This is a genomic window from Streptomyces kryoterrae (assembly GCF_054072135.1).
Map to the genome: position 1 here is coordinate 5744670 of NZ_CM133358.1, position 17920 is coordinate 5762589.

The 17920-nt window shown below is 71.5% G+C and carries 14 protein-coding genes; 9 read left to right on the plus strand and 5 right to left on the minus strand.

The window, feature by feature from the left end; all coding sequences use genetic code 11:
• Positions 1-202 precede the first annotated feature (202 nt).
• Together acs and ACW4TU_RS25325 are read right to left on the minus strand one after the other, a co-directional pair.
• Positions 203-2200: an acetate--CoA ligase gene (gene acs, locus ACW4TU_RS25320; protein WP_457417067.1), complete on the minus strand. Its 1998-nt coding sequence runs from the start codon at positions 2198-2200 to the stop codon at positions 203-205.
• A 152-nt stretch (positions 2201-2352) separates the two neighbouring features.
• Positions 2353-4812 (minus strand): SulP family inorganic anion transporter, encoded by a 2460-nt coding sequence (locus tag ACW4TU_RS25325; RefSeq protein WP_457417068.1) that lies wholly within the window; start codon positions 4810-4812, stop codon positions 2353-2355.
• 317 nt (positions 4813-5129) lie between these two features.
• Here ACW4TU_RS25325 and ACW4TU_RS25330 point away from each other — a divergent pair, with 317 nt between their 5' ends.
• Complete coding sequence (locus tag ACW4TU_RS25330) at positions 5130-6407, plus strand: polysaccharide deacetylase family protein (protein WP_457417069.1); 1278 nt, start codon at positions 5130-5132, stop codon at positions 6405-6407.
• A 176-nt stretch (positions 6408-6583) separates the two neighbouring features.
• On the opposite strand, the gene ACW4TU_RS25335 is transcribed toward ACW4TU_RS25330, so the two are convergent.
• Positions 6584-7567, minus strand: coding sequence for an ATP-binding protein (locus tag ACW4TU_RS25335; protein WP_457417070.1), 984 nt, complete (start codon positions 7565-7567; stop codon positions 6584-6586).
• Between the two features lie 117 nt (positions 7568-7684).
• On the opposite strand from ACW4TU_RS25335, the gene ACW4TU_RS25340 reads away from it, so the two are divergent.
• Positions 7685-8509, plus strand: a complete 825-nt coding sequence (locus tag ACW4TU_RS25340; RefSeq protein WP_457417071.1) for a Fic family protein — start codon at positions 7685-7687, stop codon at positions 8507-8509.
• Positions 8510-8914: 405 nt separating this feature from the next.
• Here ACW4TU_RS25340 and ACW4TU_RS25345 read toward each other — a convergent pair whose 3' ends face one another.
• Complete coding sequence (locus ACW4TU_RS25345) at positions 8915-9748, minus strand: HAD family hydrolase (protein ID WP_457417072.1); 834 nt, start codon at positions 9746-9748, stop codon at positions 8915-8917.
• A gap of 516 nt (positions 9749-10264) precedes the next feature.
• Here ACW4TU_RS25345 and ssd point away from each other — a divergent pair.
• The 7 genes from ssd (at position 10265) to ACW4TU_RS25380 (ending at position 15356) form a co-directional block, all read left to right on the plus strand.
• Positions 10265-11371: a septum site-determining protein Ssd gene (ssd, locus tag ACW4TU_RS25350; protein ID WP_457417073.1), complete on the plus strand. Its 1107-nt coding sequence runs from the start codon at positions 10265-10267 to the stop codon at positions 11369-11371.
• On the plus strand, positions 11368-12576 hold the full coding sequence (locus ACW4TU_RS25355; protein WP_457417074.1) for a TadA family conjugal transfer-associated ATPase: 1209 nt from the start codon (positions 11368-11370) through the stop codon (positions 12574-12576). The genes ssd and ACW4TU_RS25355 overlap by 4 nt, the downstream gene beginning before the upstream one ends.
• A gap of 35 nt (positions 12577-12611) precedes the next feature.
• The gene (locus ACW4TU_RS25360) at positions 12612-13442 is read left to right on the plus strand and encodes a type II secretion system F family protein (protein WP_457430295.1); all 831 of its coding nucleotides are present in this window, start codon (positions 12612-12614) and stop codon (positions 13440-13442) included.
• A gap of 70 nt (positions 13443-13512) precedes the next feature.
• Positions 13513-14310 (plus strand): type II secretion system F family protein, encoded by a 798-nt coding sequence (locus tag ACW4TU_RS25365; protein WP_457417075.1) that lies wholly within the window; start codon positions 13513-13515, stop codon positions 14308-14310.
• 62 nt (positions 14311-14372) lie between these two features.
• Positions 14373-14591 (plus strand): DUF4244 domain-containing protein, encoded by a 219-nt coding sequence (locus tag ACW4TU_RS25370; RefSeq protein ID WP_457417076.1) that lies wholly within the window; start codon positions 14373-14375, stop codon positions 14589-14591.
• Positions 14578-14946, plus strand: coding sequence for a TadE family type IV pilus minor pilin (locus ACW4TU_RS25375; RefSeq protein WP_457417077.1), 369 nt, complete (start codon positions 14578-14580; stop codon positions 14944-14946). The genes ACW4TU_RS25370 and ACW4TU_RS25375 overlap by 14 nt, the downstream gene beginning before the upstream one ends.
• 47 nt (positions 14947-14993) lie before the next feature.
• The gene (locus ACW4TU_RS25380; protein WP_457430297.1) at positions 14994-15356 is read left to right on the plus strand and encodes an Rv3654c family TadE-like protein; all 363 of its coding nucleotides are present in this window, start codon (positions 14994-14996) and stop codon (positions 15354-15356) included.
• Between the two features lie 48 nt (positions 15357-15404).
• On the opposite strand, the gene ACW4TU_RS25385 is transcribed toward ACW4TU_RS25380, so the two are convergent.
• Positions 15405-17879: a DEAD/DEAH box helicase gene (locus tag ACW4TU_RS25385; RefSeq protein WP_457417078.1), complete on the minus strand. Its 2475-nt coding sequence runs from the start codon at positions 17877-17879 to the stop codon at positions 15405-15407.
• Between the last annotated feature and the right edge of the window lie 41 nt (positions 17880-17920).

Sequence of the window (17920 nt, forward strand, 5' to 3'; positions counted from 1 at the left end):
GGGAGTCCTCCGGTCGGTGGGCAGCATGGAACGCATGCCGACCAGACTTCCCGGCGCACCTTGGCGATCCTCGCGGATCTTGTCGCGTTGTTGACGCGATCTTCAGCCTACCCAAGGTGCGCGGGATGTACCGCCCGGAGGAACCCTCTCGCCGGTCTCTTGTCGGTCTCTCGCCGGTCTCTGGTCCGGTTCTGGTCCTGTTCTAGTCCTCGCTGCCCGCCGCGGGCAGCTTCGTCTGGATGAGGTCCATGACGGTGGAGTCGGTCAGGGTCGTCACGTCACCCAGTTCCCGGTTCTCGGCGACGTCACGCAGCAGACGGCGCATGATCTTTCCGGAGCGCGTCTTGGGGAGCTCCGCGACCGGCAGGATGCGCTTGGGCTTGGCGATCGGACCGAGGACGTCACCGACGTGCTTGCGCAGCTCGGCGACGAGCCCGTCGGTCTCGGAGGCGGTGCCGCGCAGGATGACGAAGGCGACGATGGCCTGCCCGGTGGTCTCGTCGGCGGCACCCACGACGGCGGCCTCGGCGACCGACGGGTGGGACACCAGCGCGGACTCGACCTCCGTCGTCGAGATGTTGTGCCCGGAGACGAGCATGACGTCGTCCACGCGCCCGAGCAGCCAGATGTCGCCGTCGTCGTCCTTCTTCGCGCCGTCACCCGCGAAGTACTTGCCCTCGAACCGGGACCAGTACGTGTCGAGGAAGCGTTGGTCGTCGCCCCAGATGGTGCGCAGCATGGACGGCCACGGCTCGGTCAGCACGAGGTAGCCGCCGCCCCCGTTGGGCACCTCGCGCGCCTCGTCGTCGACGACGGTCGCGCAGATGCCGGGCAGTGCCCGCTGCGCGGACCCCGGCTTGGTCTCGGTCACGCCGGGCAGCGGGGAGATCATCATGGCGCCGGTCTCGGTCTGCCACCAGGTGTCGACGATGGGCGTCACGTCGCCGCCGATGTGCTTGCGGTACCAGATCCACGCCTCGGGGTTGATCGGCTCGCCGACGGACCCCAGTACCCGGAGGGAGGAGAGGTCGAACTTGGCGGGGATGTCGTCGCCCCACTTCATGAACGTACGAATCGCGGTCGGCGCCGTGTAGAGGATCGTCACCCCGTACTTCTGGATGATCTCCCAGAAGCGCCCCTGGTGCGGGGTGTCCGGCGTCCCCTCGTACATCACCTGGGTAGCGCCGTTGGCCAGCGGTCCGTACACGATGTAGGAGTGCCCGGTGACCCAGCCGACGTCGGCCGTGCACCAGTAGACGTCGGTCTCCGGCTTGAGGTCGAAGACGGCGTGGTGGGTGTAGGCGGCCTGGGTGAGGTAGCCGCCGGAGGTGTGCAGGATGCCCTTGGGCTTACCCGTCGTACCGGAGGTGTAGAGGATGAACAGCGGCTGCTCTGCCTCGAACGCCTCGGGCGTGTGCTCGGCGCTCTGCCGCTCGACGACCTCGTGCCACCACACGTCCCGGCCTTCGTGCCACTCGACGTCCTGCCCGGTACGGCGGACGACGAGGACATGCTCCACGTTGTCGACGCGCTCGACGGCCGCGTCGACGGCGGGCTTGAGCGCGGACGGCTTGCCGCGCCGGTAGCCGCCGTCGGTGGTGATGACGATCTTGGCGTCGGCGTCCTGGATGCGGGTCGCGAGCGCGTCCGCGGAGAACCCGCCGAAGACGACACTGTGCGCGGCGCCGATCCGGGCGCAGGCGAGCATCGCGATCGCCGTCTCCGGGATCATCGGCATGTAGACGGCGACCCGGTCGCCCTTCTCGACTCCCAGCTCCAGCAGGGCGTTGGCGGCCTTGGAGACCTCGTCCTTGAGCTCGGCGTAGGTGATCGCCCGGCTGTCGCCGGGCTCCCCCTCGAAGTGGATGGCGACCCGGTCGCCGTTCCCGGCCTCGACGTGCCGGTCGACGCAGTTGTACGCGACGTTGAGGCTGCCGTCCTTGAACCACTTGGCGAACGGCGGGTTCGACCAGTCCAGCGTCTCGGTCGGCTCGGTGGCCCAGGTCAGCCGGCGGGCCTGCGCGGCCCAGAAGCCGAGCCGGTCAGCCTTGGCCTGTTCGTACGCCTCCGCCGTGACGTTGGCAGCTGCGGCCAGCTCGGCGGGTGGCGCGAACCTGCGCTTTTCTTTGAGCAGGTTGGCCAGGCTTTCGTTGCTCACGACATCTCCCTTTCCCAGGGTGTCCGTTGTGTCCCAGGCCACAGCTCATCAGACCGGGGGGCCTGCTGACAAGGGCCGACGGAAAATTGGTTTAGACCTTTAGTTCTTCCTCGGGTCTCCTCCGTCGGTGCGCCCCTCCATGAGGGGCACAACCAAGGTCACGTACGTCATGGTCGCCCGGTTCACCCCTCCCGTCAGGCGGACAGGCCGGCCGCCCGCACATGATCGAACACCTCGTCCCCGCCCACCGCCCCGGTGAGCAGATACGCCTGCGCCTCACCCACATGGAAATACATCCCGTGCAGATCGAGTGCGCCCTCCCGCAGCGCCCGAGCCACCGACTCGTGCGCCTGGAGGTGCTCCAACTGCTGGACCACGTTGGTCAGGCAGAGCTGCTCGACCGTGTCGGCGGGCGCCCGTCCGGCGAGCCGCGTCCAGGGCCGGTCCGTCGCGGCCATCCGCTCCAGACTCGGCAGGCCGTGCCGCAGCCAGCGCCTGAGCGGCGTCGGCATCCCGTCGGGCTCCATGTTCAGCAGTGCCTGCATGGCCCCGCACCCGGAGTGCCCGCACACCGTGATGGACCGCACCTTCAGCACGTCCACCGCGTACTCGATCGCGGCCGCCACCGAGTCGTCCCCGCTCTCCTCGCCGGGTTGCGGCACCAGGTTGCCGACGTTCCGTACGACGAACAGGTCGCCGGGACCACTGGAGGTGATTATCGACGTGACGAGGCGCGAGTCGGCACACGTCAGGAACAGCTGTGAGGGCTGCTGTCCCTCACGCGCCAGCCTGGCCAGCTCGCCGCGCACCAGCGGCGCGGTGTTCCGCTGGAACGCGCTGATACCGCGCGCCAGTTGATGCCCGCTCGGCTCGACGGCACCGAACGATCCCGCGGAGTCGGCCGGGTCGGGCGAGCCGGAGGAACCGGTCCAACCGCTCTCCCCGCCGGCCCTGTCCGCAGTCTCCCCGCGCCCCGGTCCGGACTCCGGGCCCTCGCACTGGTGGTTGCGCCAGGGTGTCCAGGGCCGGCAGCGGCAGTCGGAGGCGTCGGCGGGCTCGGCGATACGTGTCCCCGACCGGCCGGTCACCTCGACGGTGCCGCCCTGCGCGGTGTGCGTGTTCTGCCAGTGGTGCAGGGATTCGTACGCCGCGTGGTCCATGAACGAGCCGTCCAACTCCACGACGGCATGGGCCCCCTGGGGTACGAGGTGCAGGGTCCGGCTGAGCCGGGGCACCGCGAGGAACGTCAACTGCCCTCGGACGTGTACGTAATGGGTTCCCCCTCTCTCGTCGTCTCTCACTTCGTAGGTGATCCGGGTGCGGGCGAGGCGGTTCAGGGCGACGCCGACGGCGACCGCGACGCCCAGCAGTACTCCTTCGAGGACGCCGAAGACGACGACGCCCAGGGTCGTCACCGCGTACACCAGGACCTCGCGGTGGCGGGTCACCGTGCGAATGTGGCCCGGGGACACCATCTGGATGCCGACGGCCATCACCAGGGCGGCCAGTGAGGCGAGCGGGATCAGCTCCAGAATCGGAACCAGCAGCATTGCGGCGACTACTACGAAAACGCCGTGCAGCATCGTGGAGTTCCGGCTCACGGCACCGGCTTGCACATTCGCCGAACTCCGCACGGCCACACCCGCGACCGGCAGCCCGCCGAGCACCCCGGACACGACGTTGGCTGCACCCTGGCCGAGCAGTTCACGGTTCAGGTCGGAGCGGCCGACGCGGGCCGAGGCTCCCGGCCGCCCGGCTCCATTGGCCAGCAGCTCGGGCCGGGATGCCGCCAGTTTGTCCACGGCGACCGCGCCGAGCAGTGACTGCACGCTGCACACCAGCGTGGTGGTGAGCACGGCGGCGACGATGCCGAGCACGGGTCCTTCGGGCAGCCCGGCCAGCGCGTGGCTGCGCCAGGACGGCAGGTCGACCTTGGGCAGGGTCAGCCCGGCGAGCGCGGCGGTGAGTGTGGCGCCGCTGACGGCGACGAGCGCGGCCGGCACCTTGCGCAGTACGCGCCCCACCCGGCCGGGAAGCCGTGGCCAGGCCAGCAGCAGGGTCAGGGTCAGCACGCTCATCGACACGGCGGCGGGCTGCAGGCCGGCCAACTGGGCGGGCAGCGCGCGGACGTTGTCGAGGACCGAGCTCTCCGGCGTACCCCCGAGGACGATGTGCACCTGGGCGACGGCGATGGTCACGCCGATCCCGGCGAGCATGCCGTGGACGACGGCGGGGCTGACGGCGAGCGCCGTGCGGGCCACGCGCAGGCAGCCGAGGCCGAGTTGGGCGAGCCCGGCGAGAACGGTGATGGCGCAGGTCGTACGCCATCCGTACCGCTGGATGAGTTCGGCGGTGACGACGGTGAGCCCGGCGGCCGGGCCGCTCACCTGGAGCGGGGAGCCGCCGAGCCGTCCGGCGACCAGGCCGCCGACGGCGGCGGCGACCAGGCCGGCCTGGAGTGGGGCGCCGGTGGCGAGGGCGATGCCCAGAGAGAGGGGCAGGGCGATCAGGAAGACCGCGATGGAGGCCGACACGTCCGCGCCCGCGATGCGGAAGCGGCGAGGCGGGGCCGGCGGCGGTGGGGGGCTGTGGGGTGGGTGCATGCGCTCAGTCCGAGTCGGGTCGGGGGCGCGAGTGGGGACGCAGGCAGACATGTTTCCCGTCTCCTCCGGGGCAGCGCGGTCGCGGAACAGGTGGTCCCCCCGTCGATGGCGGGGGGTCGGGTCGCGGCCGTGGGTCACGGCGTGCAAGCGGCGGGATTTTCAACGCTCGGTAAATGGATCGTAATGCACAGTAAAGTGCGTGTATGTATTTTCGGGTCAAATGGGTCAATAAATCACTCTGGTGAGTGAACTGAACTTTTGATCGGCTTGTCGTACTAATTCCTTCTTGGTCTCCATGTGACCTTGACTGCGCCGCGCCCGAAAGCGCCGGCCCGAACGAAGGAAAACGAAGGAAGAGGTGGGCGGACATGGCCGTCACCAAGAGGATCGCCGCGGGCGTCGTGGCCGTCGCGGCCTGTGCCGCGTCACTCGCCGGCTGCGGAGCGGGAACCCCCGGCTCCTCCGGTGTGAAGGAAGGCACGCACGGCGCGAAGAAGGCGGCGCCTGCCCCGGCACCCAGGAGCGCGGTCCGGCTGATCGGCGACGGCTCCACCGCGTACACCGGAGCCCAGCCCTACCAGCCCAGGCCCGAGCGTCTCAAGCCCGGCCAGAAGCCGCCGCAGTTCGTCGTCTTCTCCTGGGACGGCGCGGGGGAGGACAGCCAGCGGCTGTTCTCCCGCTTCCGCAAGGTGGCCAAGGCCAACAAGGCGACGATGACGTACTTCCTGAGCGGCGTGTACATGCTCCCGGAGGACAAGCGCGACCTCTACGACCCGCCTCAGCACTCGCCGGGCCACTCCGACATCGGCTTCAACGACGAGCAGGGCATCGCCGACACCGTGAAGCAGCTGCGGCTCGCCTGGCTGGAGGGCAGCGAGATCGGCACCCACTTCAACGGCCACTTCTGCGGCAGCGGGGGTGGGGTCGGCGAGTGGTCGGTGGAGGACTGGAAGGACGAGATCGCCCAGGCGAAACGTTTCGTGAAGTCCTGGAAGACCACCACGGGCATGAAGAAGGCGTCCCCGCTGCCCTTCGACTACGAGAAGGAACTCGTCGGCGGCCGCACACCCTGCCTGGAAGGGCAGAAGAACTTCATGAGCGCGGCCCGCGAACTGGGCTTCCGCTATGACACGAGCGGTGTCAACGAGCAGCTCTGGCCCGCGAAGAAGAAGGGCCTGTGGGACCTGTCCATGCAGCTCGTCCCGGTCCCCGGCCGCAGCTTCGAGACGCTGACCATGGACTACAACTTCTACATGAACCAGTCCGGTGCGCGTACGGGTGACGAGGGCCGGCACGAGTACTGGGGCGACCAGTTCCGCGACGGCCTCCTCAAGGGCTTCGAGCGCGCCCATGACGGCAACCGCGCGCCCCTGCTCATCGGCAACCACTTCGAGTCCTGGAACGGCGGTGTCTACATGCGCGCCGTCGAGGAGGTCATCGAACGCGTCTGCACGAAGGCCGACGTCCGGTGCGTCTCCTTCCGGCAGCTGGCCGACTGGCTGGACGCGCAGGACCCGCAGACGCTGGCGAAGATGCGCACGCTCGGGGTCGGTGAGGCTCCGAAGGAGGGCTGGGCGGCCTTCCTGGCAGGCCACCCGGCGCCTGCGCCGAAGGGAGTACCCGGAGCCCCGGCGGCCAAGCGGTAGCGCTCCGCTGGGTGCGGGTCATTCGGGGCGAGGCGCTCGGGGAGGTTCGTCGGGTGCGGGTCGGCGGGGGCTGGTCGTGCCCACGCGGCGGAGCCGCAGATCGGATAGAGCCCCGCGCCCCTGCCGGAGGCGCGGGGCGCCCCGCTTTCGCCGGCACCCCTTCATGACCGCCGCCCTCAGACGACGGTCGCCGTCATCCGCTCGTCCAATACGAAGTGGGGGTCGATCTGGGCTGCCAGGTCGACCCCGGTGCGGGCGTTGGCCCAGGAGTGGGCGTTCTTCAGGTGGAAGTGGACCATCTGGTGTGTGTAGCGCTCCCAGTCGCGCAGCTCGTACGTGGCGTCGACGGCCGTGTGCAACCGGCGCAGGGAACGGCGGTTGGTGGCCTCCAGGAACTCGAACCGGGAGGACCGGCCCTTCTCCAGGGCGCGCACCCAGTCCGAGTGCCCGACCGTTTCCAGGAGGTCGTCCCCGACCTCGGCGCGGAGGAAGTCGAGGTCGTCCTGCCCCTGCACCTTGTTGCCGACGACCTTCAGGGCGACCCCGAAGTCCTGGGCGTACTCCTTGTACTGGCGATAGACGGAGACCCCCTTCCGGGTCGGTTCGGCGACGAGGAACGTGATGTCGAAGCGGGTGAACAGACCGGACGCGAAGGAGTCGGAGCCCGCGGTCATGTCGACGACGACATACTCGCCCGGGCCGTCGACGAGATGGTTCAGGCACAGCTCCACCGCGCCCGTCTTGGAGTGGTAGCAGGCCACTCCGAGATCGGCTTCGGTGAACGGGCCGGTGACCATCAAACGGACGGCGCCGCCGTCGAGTTCCACCGGCCGCGCGCAGGCGTCGTACACCGGATTGGTGTCCTGGATCCGCAGCAGCCGCGAGCCCGCGCCGGGCGGCGTCGTCTTGATCATCGCGTCGGCGCAGGCGATGCGCGGGTTCGTGCCGCGGAGGTACTCCTTGATCAGCTGCATCCGCTCGCCCATCGCGGGCATCGCGGCGGCTTCGGCGTCGTGGAGGCCGAGTGCGGGGCCCAGGTGCTGGTTGATGTCGGCATCGATGGCGAGGACCGGCGCCCCGGCGGCGGCGAGGTGGCGGACGAACAGGGAGGACAGCGTGGTCTTGCCGCTGCCGCCCTTCCCGACGAAAGCAATTTTCATGTTCACTAACGGTAGTGGAGTGACCGCCTTGGGTGTCCAGGGTGCGTGAGGAAGTCCACTCCTTCGTGGCTCCACTCCTTCGTGGGTCGGCTCCTCCGAGTGCGTAGGGTCGTACTCATGAGTACGACAGGCGCGACCGCCGACCCGCTCGCGGCCCTGGGATCGCTGCCCGGGGTGGCCGACTCGGTGGAGTCCGTGCGCAAGGCCGTGGACCGGGTCTACGGGCATCGCATCATGCGGCGGCGCAGCAGCGAGATCACCGGCGAGGCGGCACTGCGCGGTGCGCGCGGCTCCGCGGCTCTCTCCGGTGCCGACTGGGCCCTCGAAGAGGTACGCCGGCGTACCGACTTCAGCGGTGACGACGAGGCCCGGGTCGTCGGCGCGGCCCTCCGGCTGACCGCGGAGGCGGGTCAACTCCTGTCCATCTGGCGCCAGTCGCCGCTGCGTGTGCTGGCCCGGCTGCATCTGGTAGCCGCCGCGGGCACGGCCGACGAGGTGGGGCGTCCGCGGCAGGACGGTGAGCCGGTCGACGAGCCGCTGGTCGAACTGCCGCTGCCGAGCGCGGCGGAGGTGTCCGGACGGCTGGAGGGGCTCGCGGAACTGATCATCGCTGGAGGCTCGGCCCCCGCCCTGGTCACGGCCGCCGTCGTGCACGGCGAACTCCTCGCGCTGCGCCCCTTCGGCTCCCACAACGGCCTCGTCGCGCGCGCGGCCGAGCGGATCGTCCTGGTCGGCAGCGGCCTCGACCCGAAGTCCGTGTGCCCGGCCGAGGTCGGTCACGCCGAACCGGGCCGCGCGGCCTATCTGGCGGCACTCGACGGCTATGTCTCCGGAACCCCGGAGGGCATGGGGGCGTGGATCACCCACTGCGGCCGGGCGATCGAACTCGGCGCGCGTGAATCGGTGGCCGTGTGCGAGGCACTGCAACGCGGGGCGGCGTAGGAGAAGACGGCGGAGAGAAGCGAAAAGGCCCTCCGCGGAGGGCCTCAACGGGTTGCGGCGGTACGAGGATTCGTACCGCCGCCAGCATGTCCACCCGGGTTACCAAGCGTCCTCGGAATATTGCCCATCAGGGCGGGAACTAGGCCCGTCACCTGGTGCGGCTGGCCCGTAATCGACGGGTCGACGTCGCGTGGGTACCCAGTGTTCATGCTAGGTCCGTGGGGCCAAATGCGTTATTAAGGTGATCCTTTCGGATGTCCTTGGTCTCGCGGGCCGTTGAGTCCTTTCTACTCCTGGACCCGGGCAAGCGGAACCCCTTACTGCGCTTCTTTACTTTTGTCCTCAAACAGGAATGAATCGGGCGCCGGTGTGCCGGATGGGCCTGGACGGGGCGGGAGGGGCGGCTCAGACGGCCGTCGGGCGGCGCCTGTTCGCGTACCAGACGAGACCCGCCGTAGCCGCTGCCGCGCCTATCGCGGCGGCGGCCACCAGGGCCGGACGCGGCGGTACGGAGAGCGCGGGCAGACGCTGCTTCAGCCTGACCGGGCGGTGGAAGTCCAGGATCGTCCACCCACGGGCGATCGCTTCCCGGCGCAGCGCGCGGTCCGGGTTCACGGCGTACGGATGGCCGACGGACGCCAGCATGGGGACATCGGTGATGCTGTCGCTGTACGCGTAGCAGCGCGCGAGGTCGTACCCCTCGGACCTGGCCAGCTCCTTGATCGCCTCGGCCTTGGTGGGCCCGTACGCGTAGTACTCCACCTCGCCCGTGAAGCAGCCGTCGTCGCCGACGACCATGCGGGTGGCCACCACCCGGTCCGCACCGAGCAGTTCGCCGATCGGCTCGACGACCTCCGCGCCCGACGTGGACACGATCACCACGTCACGGCCGGCGGTGTGGTGCTCCTCGATGAGGGAGGCCGCCTCGTCGTAGATGATCGGGTCGATCAGGTCGTGCAGCGTCTCGGCGACGATCTCCTTGACCTGCTGGACGTTCCAGCCGCGGCACAGCGCGGACAGGTACTGGCGCATGCGCTCCATCTGGTCGTGGTCGGCACCGCCCGCCAGGAACACGAACTGGGCGTATGCGGTACGCAGGACGGCCCTGCGGTTGATCAGGCCGCCTTGGTAGAACGACTTGCTGAAGGTGAGCGTGCTCGACTTCGCAATGACCGTCTTGTCCAGGTCGAAGAAGGCGGCTGTGCGGGGCAAGGAGTGGTTTTCCACGAGGCTGAGCATAGGCGCCCACCATTCGGCGTAAGGTACCGCGCGTGGGTTTGCCTGAGAGGGCTCTCGGGTACACCATGGAAGTCACGGATCGTTCGCGACCGTGCTAACCCGGTCCGGCTCCTCCCCCCCCCGAGTCGAACCGTGGGGACGACCCCCGCTCTCCCCCCCGGCGGGGGTCGTCGCATGTCCGGGCGGGTTTTTTTCTCCCCAAACACACCCTTCGCGGCCGTGGTGCCGTCCGAGGCGGCTCCGGCCGCCTCTTTCGCATGCCCGCACGCTGTCACTGTGGGTAACCGAATCGCTGCTCTGTGGAAAGTCGTACAGCGGTCACCTGTTTGGGTGAGAGCGATATCCACAAGCATCGAGTTGTCCACAGATTTCGACCAAGATCCACATGATTTCCGGGTTCGCTGCACCGTGATTCCAGCGCGTCCCGTCGGCGGCCAGTTCGTGGCCGGTTCCGTTTGCCGGACGCGTTTGGCCGGTTTCTGTCGGCCGTTCATATAGCGAAGGGGGCCGGAAAACATGGCGGGAGCCATCACACACGACAACGATCAGCCCGCGGCCGGGGGACGGCAGAACGGACCGCTGATCGTCACCGAGGACGCCGACCTGCTGGACGACCTGCTGCGCCTGTGCGCGGCGGCCGGTGCCACACCCGAAGTGCACCACGGGGTGCCCGAGCGAGGCGGTGGCTGGGACGCCGCACCGCTCGTCCTCGTCGGTGACGACGCCGTGCGGCGGGTACGCGGGGCCGCGCGCCGCCGGGGAGTGGTGCTGGTCGGGCGGGACCAGGACGACTCCGGGGTCTGGCGGCGGGCCGTCGAGATCGGCGCCGACCACGTCCTGATGCTGCCCGACGGCGAGCAGTGGCTCGTCGACCGGATCGCCGACGTCGCCGAGGGCGTCGGCAGGCCCGCGCTCACCGTCGGCGTCATCGGCGGCCGGGGCGGGGCCGGCGCGTCCACGCTGGCCTGCGCGCTCGCCGTCACCTCCGCACGCGAGGGACTGCGCACCCTGCTCGTGGACGCGGATCCGCTGGGCGGCGGACTCGACGTGCTCCTCGGCGGCGAAACGGCCGACGGACTTCGCTGGCCGGCCTTCGCCGCCTCACGCGGCCGGGTCGGCGGCGGAGCCCTGGAGGAGTCGCTGCCGAAACTGCACTCCCTGAGGGTGCTGAGCTGGGACCGCGGAGACTGTGTGGCCGTCCCGCCCCAGGCCGTACGGGCGGTGCTCGCCGCGGCCAGACGGCGCGGCGGCGCGGTCGTCGTCGACCTCCCACGGCGCATCGACGACGGCGTCGCGGAAGTCCTCGCCCAACTGGACGTCGGGATCCTGGTGGTCCCCGGCGAACTGCGCGCCGTCGCGGCGGCCGGCCGGGTGGCGTCCGCCGTCGGCATGGTCCTGCGCGACCTGCGCGTGGCGGTACGGGGGCCGTACACCCCGGGACTGGACGACCACGAGGTGGCCCGGCTGCTCAACCTGCCCCTGGCAGGTGAGGTCCCCGTCGAATCGGCCCTGTCACGCCCGCACGAGGGCAAGGCGCCACCGGGAGCGGCCGCACGCGGACCGCTGGCCCGGTTCTGCACGGTGTTCTGGGAGCGGGCACTGGCCGAGGCGGGCAGCGTATGAACGGCGTGCGCTGGGACGAGGGGCCAGGGGCGTCCGCCGGGCTGCTGGACGGCGTACGGCAGTGGCTGGCCGAGAGCGGGGCCGAGGCGACACCCGCGCGCGTGGCACAGGCTCTGCGGGATCAGGGGCGGGTGCTCGGGGACGCCGAAGTGCTGGGCGCCGCCGCGCGGTTGAGGTCGGAGCTGGTCGGCACCGGCCCGCTGGAGCCGCTGCTCACCGATCCGTCGGTCACCGACGTGCTGGTGGCGGCCCCGGACCGGGTGTGGGTGGACCGGGGCGGCGGACTGGAACTGACCGACGTCTCCTTCCCGGACGCGGGCGCCGTACGACGGCTCGCGCAGCGTCTCGCCGCGGTGGCCGGACGGCGGCTCGACGACGCCCGGCCGTGGGTCGACGCCAGGCTGCCCGACGGGACCCGTCTGCACGCGGTACTGCCCCCGGTGGCCGTCGGCTGCACCTGTCTGTCGCTGCGGGTGGTACGGCCGCGCGCGTTCACCCTGGACGAGCTGATGGCCGCGGGGATGATGCCGCCGGGCGGTGACCGGGTGCTGCGGGCGCTGCTCGACGCACGGCTGTCCTTCCTGATCAGCGGCGGCACGGGGTGCGGCAAGACAACGCTTTTGAGCGCGTTGTTGGGTCTGGTCGGCCCGGGTGAGCGGATCGTGCTCGCGGAGGACTCGGCGGAGCTGCGGCCCGACCATCCGCACGTCGTACGGCTGGAGACCAGACCCGCCAACCAGGAGGGCGCGGGCCTGGTCACGCTCCAGGACCTGGTGCGGCAGGCGCTGCGGATGCGACCGGACCGGCTGGTCGTCGGGGAGGTCCGGGGCGCCGAGGCGCTCGACCTGCTGGCTGCCCTCAACACGGGTCATGAAGGGGGCTGTGGGACGGTCCACGCGAACGCCGCGGCGGACGTACCGGCGCGGCTGGAGGCGCTGGGTACGGCCGCGGGGCTCGACCGGGCCGCACTGCACAGCCAGTTGGCGGCGGCGCTGTCGGTGGTCCTGCATCTCGTCCGCGACCGGGCCGGGCGGCGCCGGATCGCCGAGGTGCATGTGCTGGAGCGGGACCCCTCGGGGCTGGTGGTGACGGTGCCGGCGCTGCGGTGGGGCGAGGAGGCGTTCGCGTACGAGCGGGGGTGGGAGCGGCTGCGGGGGCTGCTCCGCGCCGGCGGCGACAAGGGGCCGGGGAGTGAAGGCGCGTGACGGGGACGGTAGAGCTGGCGGTGGGCGCGGCCGGGATGTGTGTCGGGGCGGTCTGCTGGCTGCTGGGCGGGCGGTATCCGGGGGCGCGGCGGGCGGAGTTGCTGCTCGCAGGAGGCGGAGCCGTGGGTACCGGGCCGCCTCCGTGGGAGCGGGCGGCCGGTGAACTGCGGCGGCTGCGCGGACGGTTACGGGCCGAGTGGTGGTCGGTGGCCGTCGGGTTGCTGGTGGCGCTGCTGGGTGCCTCCGTCGGGCCGGCGCTGGTGGGCGCGGCCGGGGTGCCGCTGCTGCGCCGGGTCAGGCTGGCCGGTGAGGTGCGGCGGGCGCGGGAGCGGCGGGGCGACGAGGTGATCGCGCTGTGCGGGGCGCTGGCCGGTGAGGTGCGCGCCGGGCGGCAGCCGGGGGAGGCGCTGCTGCGGGCGGCACGCGACTCCGGCGGCCTCGGTGAGGCACAGGCGTCGGTGCTGGCGGCTGCACGGTTCGGCGGTGATGTCCCCGGGGCGCTCGCCACGGCAGCCCGACAACCGGGCGCGGAGGGGCTGTTGGGCCTCGCGGCGTGCTGGCGGGTGGCCGTGGACCAGGGCGCCGGACTCGCGGCCGGACTGGACCGCCTCGAAGGGGCCCTGCGCGCCGACCGGGACCAACGCGCCGATCTGCGCGCCCAGTTGGCGGGCGCTCGGTCGACCGCGGTGATGCTCGCGGGCCTGCCGGTGCTGGGCCTTGTCCTGGGCACGGCACTGGGCGCCGACCCCCTGCGCGTGCTGCTGCACACCGGCGCAGGCCTGGGTTGCCTGCTGGTCGGCGGGGTGCTGGAGGGCGTGGGCCTGTGGTGGGCGCTGCGGATCGTGCGGGGAGCGGAGGCGGCATGAGGGCCGGGGGAGCGGATGACAGGGGCTGTTTCGGTACGGCAGCCGAGGGTGGCCGGAGAAGGGAGTTGGTGTGAGCACGGAAGTTTTCCACAGGCTGGGGGTGGTGCTGGGGATCGCGCTGGCCCTGGGGTGGCTGCTGCGGTGGATCGAGACGGTACGGCGTGAACGGAGGGTGCGCCGGAGGCTGGCCCGGCTGCTCGCGCTGGAGGTGGAGCGGGAACGCGGCCCGGCAGGACGGTGGTTCGGGGCGCGGGGTGCCGTACGGCGGTGGTTGCCCGTGGCGGGTGCGGTGAGCGGCGGATGGGTGCTGGTCGGCGGCGTGGCCGGCGTCGTGGTGGGACTGGTCGCCGGGGTGGGGCTGTGGCGGTGGCGACTGCGGCGGCCGGCCGGTGGTGCGGCGCCGGACGTCGACACCGCCGAGGCGGCCCGGCAACTCCCGCTCGCCGCCGATCTGCTGGCCGCGTGCATCGCGGCCGGCGCCGGGCCGGTGGTCGCCGCCCAGGCGGTGGGCGAGGCGTTGGCGGGACCGGTCGGGGAGGCCCTGGCGCGGGGTGCGGCGGAGGTGCGGCTCGGCGGTGAACCGGCCGAAGCCTGGCGGAGGTTGGCGTCGATACCGGGCGCCGGCCCCCTGGCGAGGCTGCTGGAGCGGGCCGACGAGTCGGGCGTACCGGCTGCCGGGCCCGTCGCTCGCCTCGCCGCGGACACCCGCGCCCACTGGGGCCGCACGGCGACGGAACGGGCCCGGCGGGCGGCCGTCATGGTCACCGCGCCGGTGGGGCTGTGCTTTCTCCCCGCGTTCATCGCGATCGGCGTGCTGCCTGTGGTGATCGGGCTGGCGGACGGGTTGCTGGGCGGGGGTGGTGGATGACGCGAGCGGTACGTGATTTCCGGAGCAGGCCATCAACAGAGTTGAAAATCAAGGGAGTTGAGATGTTCGTAGTGGTGCGGGAACAGATGTGGGCCCTGGTGTGCCGGACGCGTGCGGTGCTGGTGGCCCGACGGGATGCCGGAATGGTCACCTCCGAATACGCCGTCGGCATCATCGCGGCGGTGGCGTTCGCCGCGGTGCTCTACAAGGTGGTGACGAGCGGGCAGGTCAGCTCGGAGTTGCAGGCCATCGTGAAGAAGGCCCTCGATGCGAAAATGTGAACGCCTGGGCCGGGACCGGGGGTTCGTGACCGCCGAGGCCGCCGTGGTGCTGCCCGCGCTGGTGTTGTTCTCGATGGCGCTGGTCTGGGCGCTGCTCGTCGCCGCCGCACAGATCCAGTGTGTGGACGCGGCCCGGGCCGGTGCCCGGGCCGCCGCCCGGCAGGACCCGCCCGACGCGGTCGTCGCGGTGACCCGGGGCGCGGCCCCGCGCGGGGCGGAGGTCACCGTCGCCAGGGAGGGCGACCTGGTGCGAGTGCGGGTGGTGGCGCAGCCGCCGGGGATCGGTGGCCTCACCGTCGATGTGGCGCACGAAGCGGTGGCGCTGGCGGAGGAGACGGTGGGGGTGGGCGCGTGAAGCGTTGGGGAGGCGGGTGGCGCGCCGGGCTCGCCAGAGCTGTTTCCGTGCGCTCGATCCACTCCGACCGTGGCTCCGCGACGGTCTGGAGCGTGGGTGCCATCGCCGTCCTGTGCGTGGTGTTCGGCGCGGTGCTCGGCATGGGGCAGGCCGCGGCGGCCCGGCATCGGGCCGCCGCGGGTGCGGACCTGGCGGCGCTCGCTGCGGCGGACCACTGGACGGAGGGCGCCTCGGCGGCCTGTGCGCGGGCGGACCGGGTGGCGGCGGCCCAGGGCACCCGGCTCGTCCGGTGCGCGATGGTGGGCGAGACGTCGGACCTGACGGTGATGTCCGGACGGGGCCTGTTCGGGGCGGAGGTCAGGTCGAGAGCGGGTCCACCGGGGCCCCCTGGCCCGCTGAGACCGACCTGAGCCGAACCCGTACACCCGCAGGGACCCGCAAACCCGCACGGGCGGGCGCTAGCCCTTCTCGTCCGGAGGCTTCTCCTCCGGCGCTCCCTGCAGCAGGACCGTCAGCAACCGCACCGCTCCCCGTTTGTGCAGGGGCTCGTTGCCGTTGCCGCACTTGGGGGACTGGATGCAGGACGGGCAGCCGGCGTCGCACTCGCAGGAGGCGATGGCCTGGCGGGTGGCCGTCAGCCAGGAGCGGGCCGTGTGGAAGGCGCGCTCCGCGAAGCCGGCCCCGCCCGGGTGGCCGTCGTACACGAAGACCGTCGGGAGGAGGGTGTCCGGGTGGAGCGGGACGGAGACGCCGCCGATGTCCCAGCGGTCGCAGGTCGCGAAGAGGGGCAGCATGCCGATCGACGCGTGTTCGGCGGCGTGCAGGGCGCCGCCGAGGATCTCCGGGTTGACGCGGGCGGCGTCGAGCTGGTCCTCGGTGACGGTCCACCACACGGCACGGGTGCGCAGCGTACGTGGAGGGAGGTCGAGTTTCGTCTCGCCCAGGACCTCACCGGTGATGACGCGTCGGCGCAGGAAGGAGACGACCTGGTTGGTGACCTCGACGGAGCCGTAGCAGAGGCGGCCGTCGCCCCAGGGGATCTCGGTGTCCGTCTCCAGGACGGCGATGGACGTCGTGTCGCGGGCGACCGTCGAATACGGCGGGTTCGCCTCCTCGACCAGGGCGACCGAGTCCGCCAGGTCGAGGGAACGGACGAGATAGGTGCGGCCCTGGTGGAGGTGGACCGCGCCCTCGTGCACGGTCGTGTGCGAGGCGCCCGCGTCGACCGTGCCGAGCAGCCGTCCCGTGCCCTCTTCGACGATCTGGACCGGGTTGCCGCCACCGCCCCGGATGTCGGCCAGGTCGGCGGCCCGTTCACGGCGTGTCCAGTGCCAGGCGTTGGTGCGGCGGCGGAGCAGCTTCGCGGCCTCCAACTGCGGGAGCAGGGCCGCCGTTTGCGGGCCGAACAGTTCCAGGTCGTCCTCGACCAGGGGTGATTCGGCCGCCGCCGCGCACAGGTGGGGGGCCAGGACGTACGGGTTGTCCGGGTCGAGGACCGTCGACTCGACCGGCTGGTCGAACAGGGCCTCCGGGTGGTGGACGAGAAACGTGTCCAGCGGGTCGTCGCGGGCGACCAGGATCGCCAGCGCGCCCTGTCCGGCGCGTCCGGCGCGGCCCGCCTGCTGCCACAGGGAGGCGCGGGTGCCCGGGTAGCCGGCGATGACGACGGCGTCCAACCCCGAGACGTCGATGCCGAGTTCGAGGGCGGTGGTGGCCGCGAGGCCGAGGAGCTCGCCGGAGTGGAGTGCCTGTTCGAGGGCTCTGCGCTCCTCGGGGAGGTAGCCGCCGCGGTAGGCGGCCACGCGCCGGGCCAGCGAGCGGTCGACCTCGGACAGCCGTTCCTGGGCGATCACCGCGATCAGCTCGGCGCCGCGCCGGGAGCGTACGAAGGCCACCGAGCGCACGCCCTGGAGGGTGAGGTCGGTCAGCAGGTCGGCGGTCTCCGCGGTGGCCGTACGGCGGACGGGCGCGCCCTTCTCGCCGTGCAGTTCGGTGAGCGGCGGTTCCCAGAGGGCGAACACCAGTTCACCGCGTGGTGAGGCGTCGTCCGCGACCTCGACCACCGGGAGGCCCGTCAGACGGCCCGCCGAGACGGACGGCTCGGCTGCCGTGGCGGAGGCGAGCAGGAAGACGGGGGAGGCGCCGTAGCGGGCGCACAGGCGGCGCAGGCGGCGCAGCACCTGGGCGACGTGGGAGCCGAAGACACCGCGGTAGGTGTGGCACTCGTCGATGACGACGTACTTCAGCGACTTCAGGAAGGAGGCCCAGCGGGGGTGGGACGGGAGTATCCCCCGGTGGAGCATGTCCGGGTTGGTCAGGACGTAGTTCGCGTACTGGCGGACCCACTCGCGTTCCTCGACGGGAGTGTCGCCGTCGTACACGGCAGGGCGTACCGCGTTTCCCAATGGTTGTGAAAGTTTCTTCACGGAACGCCGCTGGTCGGCTGCGAGGGCTTTGGTGGGTGCCAGGTACAGGGCGGTCGCCCCGCGGCCGTTGGGCGCCTCGGAGCCGTCCAGGAGCCGGGAGAGGACCGGCAGGAGGTACGCGAGCGACTTGCCCGAGGCGGTGCCTGTGGCAACGATCACGTTGTCGCCGTCCAGCGCGTGCTCGGCGGCCAGTGCCTGGTGGGCCCAGGGGTGTTCGATACCGGCGGCCTGGACGGCCGCGACGACCTCCGCGCGAATCCGGTCGGGCCAGACGGCATGGCGGCCCGCACGTGGGGGCAAGTGCTCCGTATGAGTGATGCGCGAAGCCCGGCTCGGCCCCGAGGCGAGCCGGTTCAGGATCGTCTCCGGATCGGGTCGCGACGCGGCGAAAGCCGAGGGTCGTTCGGATCGGTGATTCTTGGCCATCGGCATCGAGTGTGTCACTGGCGTGACGGACAATGGGCCCAAGGCGTCGTGCACGCCCTGCGGTAAGTGATTGAATGCCATCGCGGCTGGCGAACCAACCTGGGGACTCTGCCGAGGTGTCC

Bases quoted from the DNA above. Each gene is read 5' to 3' on its own strand.
- ACW4TU_RS25325 (WP_457417068.1), bottom strand. From the start codon at position 4,812: ATGTCTGCCTGCGTCCCCACTCGCGCCCCCGACCCGACTCGGACTGAG.
- ACW4TU_RS25330 (WP_457417069.1), top strand. From the start codon at position 5,130: ATGGCCGTCACCAAGAGGATCGCCGCGGGCGTCGTGGCCGTCGCGGCC.
- ACW4TU_RS25335 (WP_457417070.1), bottom strand. From the start codon at position 7,567: ATGAAAATTGCTTTCGTCGGGAAGGGCGGCAGCGGCAAGACCACGCTG.
- ACW4TU_RS25340 (WP_457417071.1), top strand. From the start codon at position 7,685: ATGAGTACGACAGGCGCGACCGCCGACCCGCTCGCGGCCCTGGGATCG.
- ACW4TU_RS25345 (WP_457417072.1), bottom strand. From the start codon at position 9,748: ATGCTCAGCCTCGTGGAAAACCACTCCTTGCCCCGCACAGCCGCCTTC.
- ssd (WP_457417073.1), top strand. From the start codon at position 10,265: ATGGCGGGAGCCATCACACACGACAACGATCAGCCCGCGGCCGGGGGA.
- ACW4TU_RS25355 (WP_457417074.1), top strand. From the start codon at position 11,368: ATGAACGGCGTGCGCTGGGACGAGGGGCCAGGGGCGTCCGCCGGGCTG.
- ACW4TU_RS25360 (WP_457430295.1), top strand. From the start codon at position 12,612: ATGTGTGTCGGGGCGGTCTGCTGGCTGCTGGGCGGGCGGTATCCGGGG.
- ACW4TU_RS25370 (WP_457417076.1), top strand. From the start codon at position 14,373: ATGTTCGTAGTGGTGCGGGAACAGATGTGGGCCCTGGTGTGCCGGACG.
- ACW4TU_RS25375 (WP_457417077.1), top strand. From the start codon at position 14,578: ATGCGAAAATGTGAACGCCTGGGCCGGGACCGGGGGTTCGTGACCGCC.
- ACW4TU_RS25385 (WP_457417078.1), bottom strand. From the start codon at position 17,879: ATGGCATTCAATCACTTACCGCAGGGCGTGCACGACGCCTTGGGCCCA.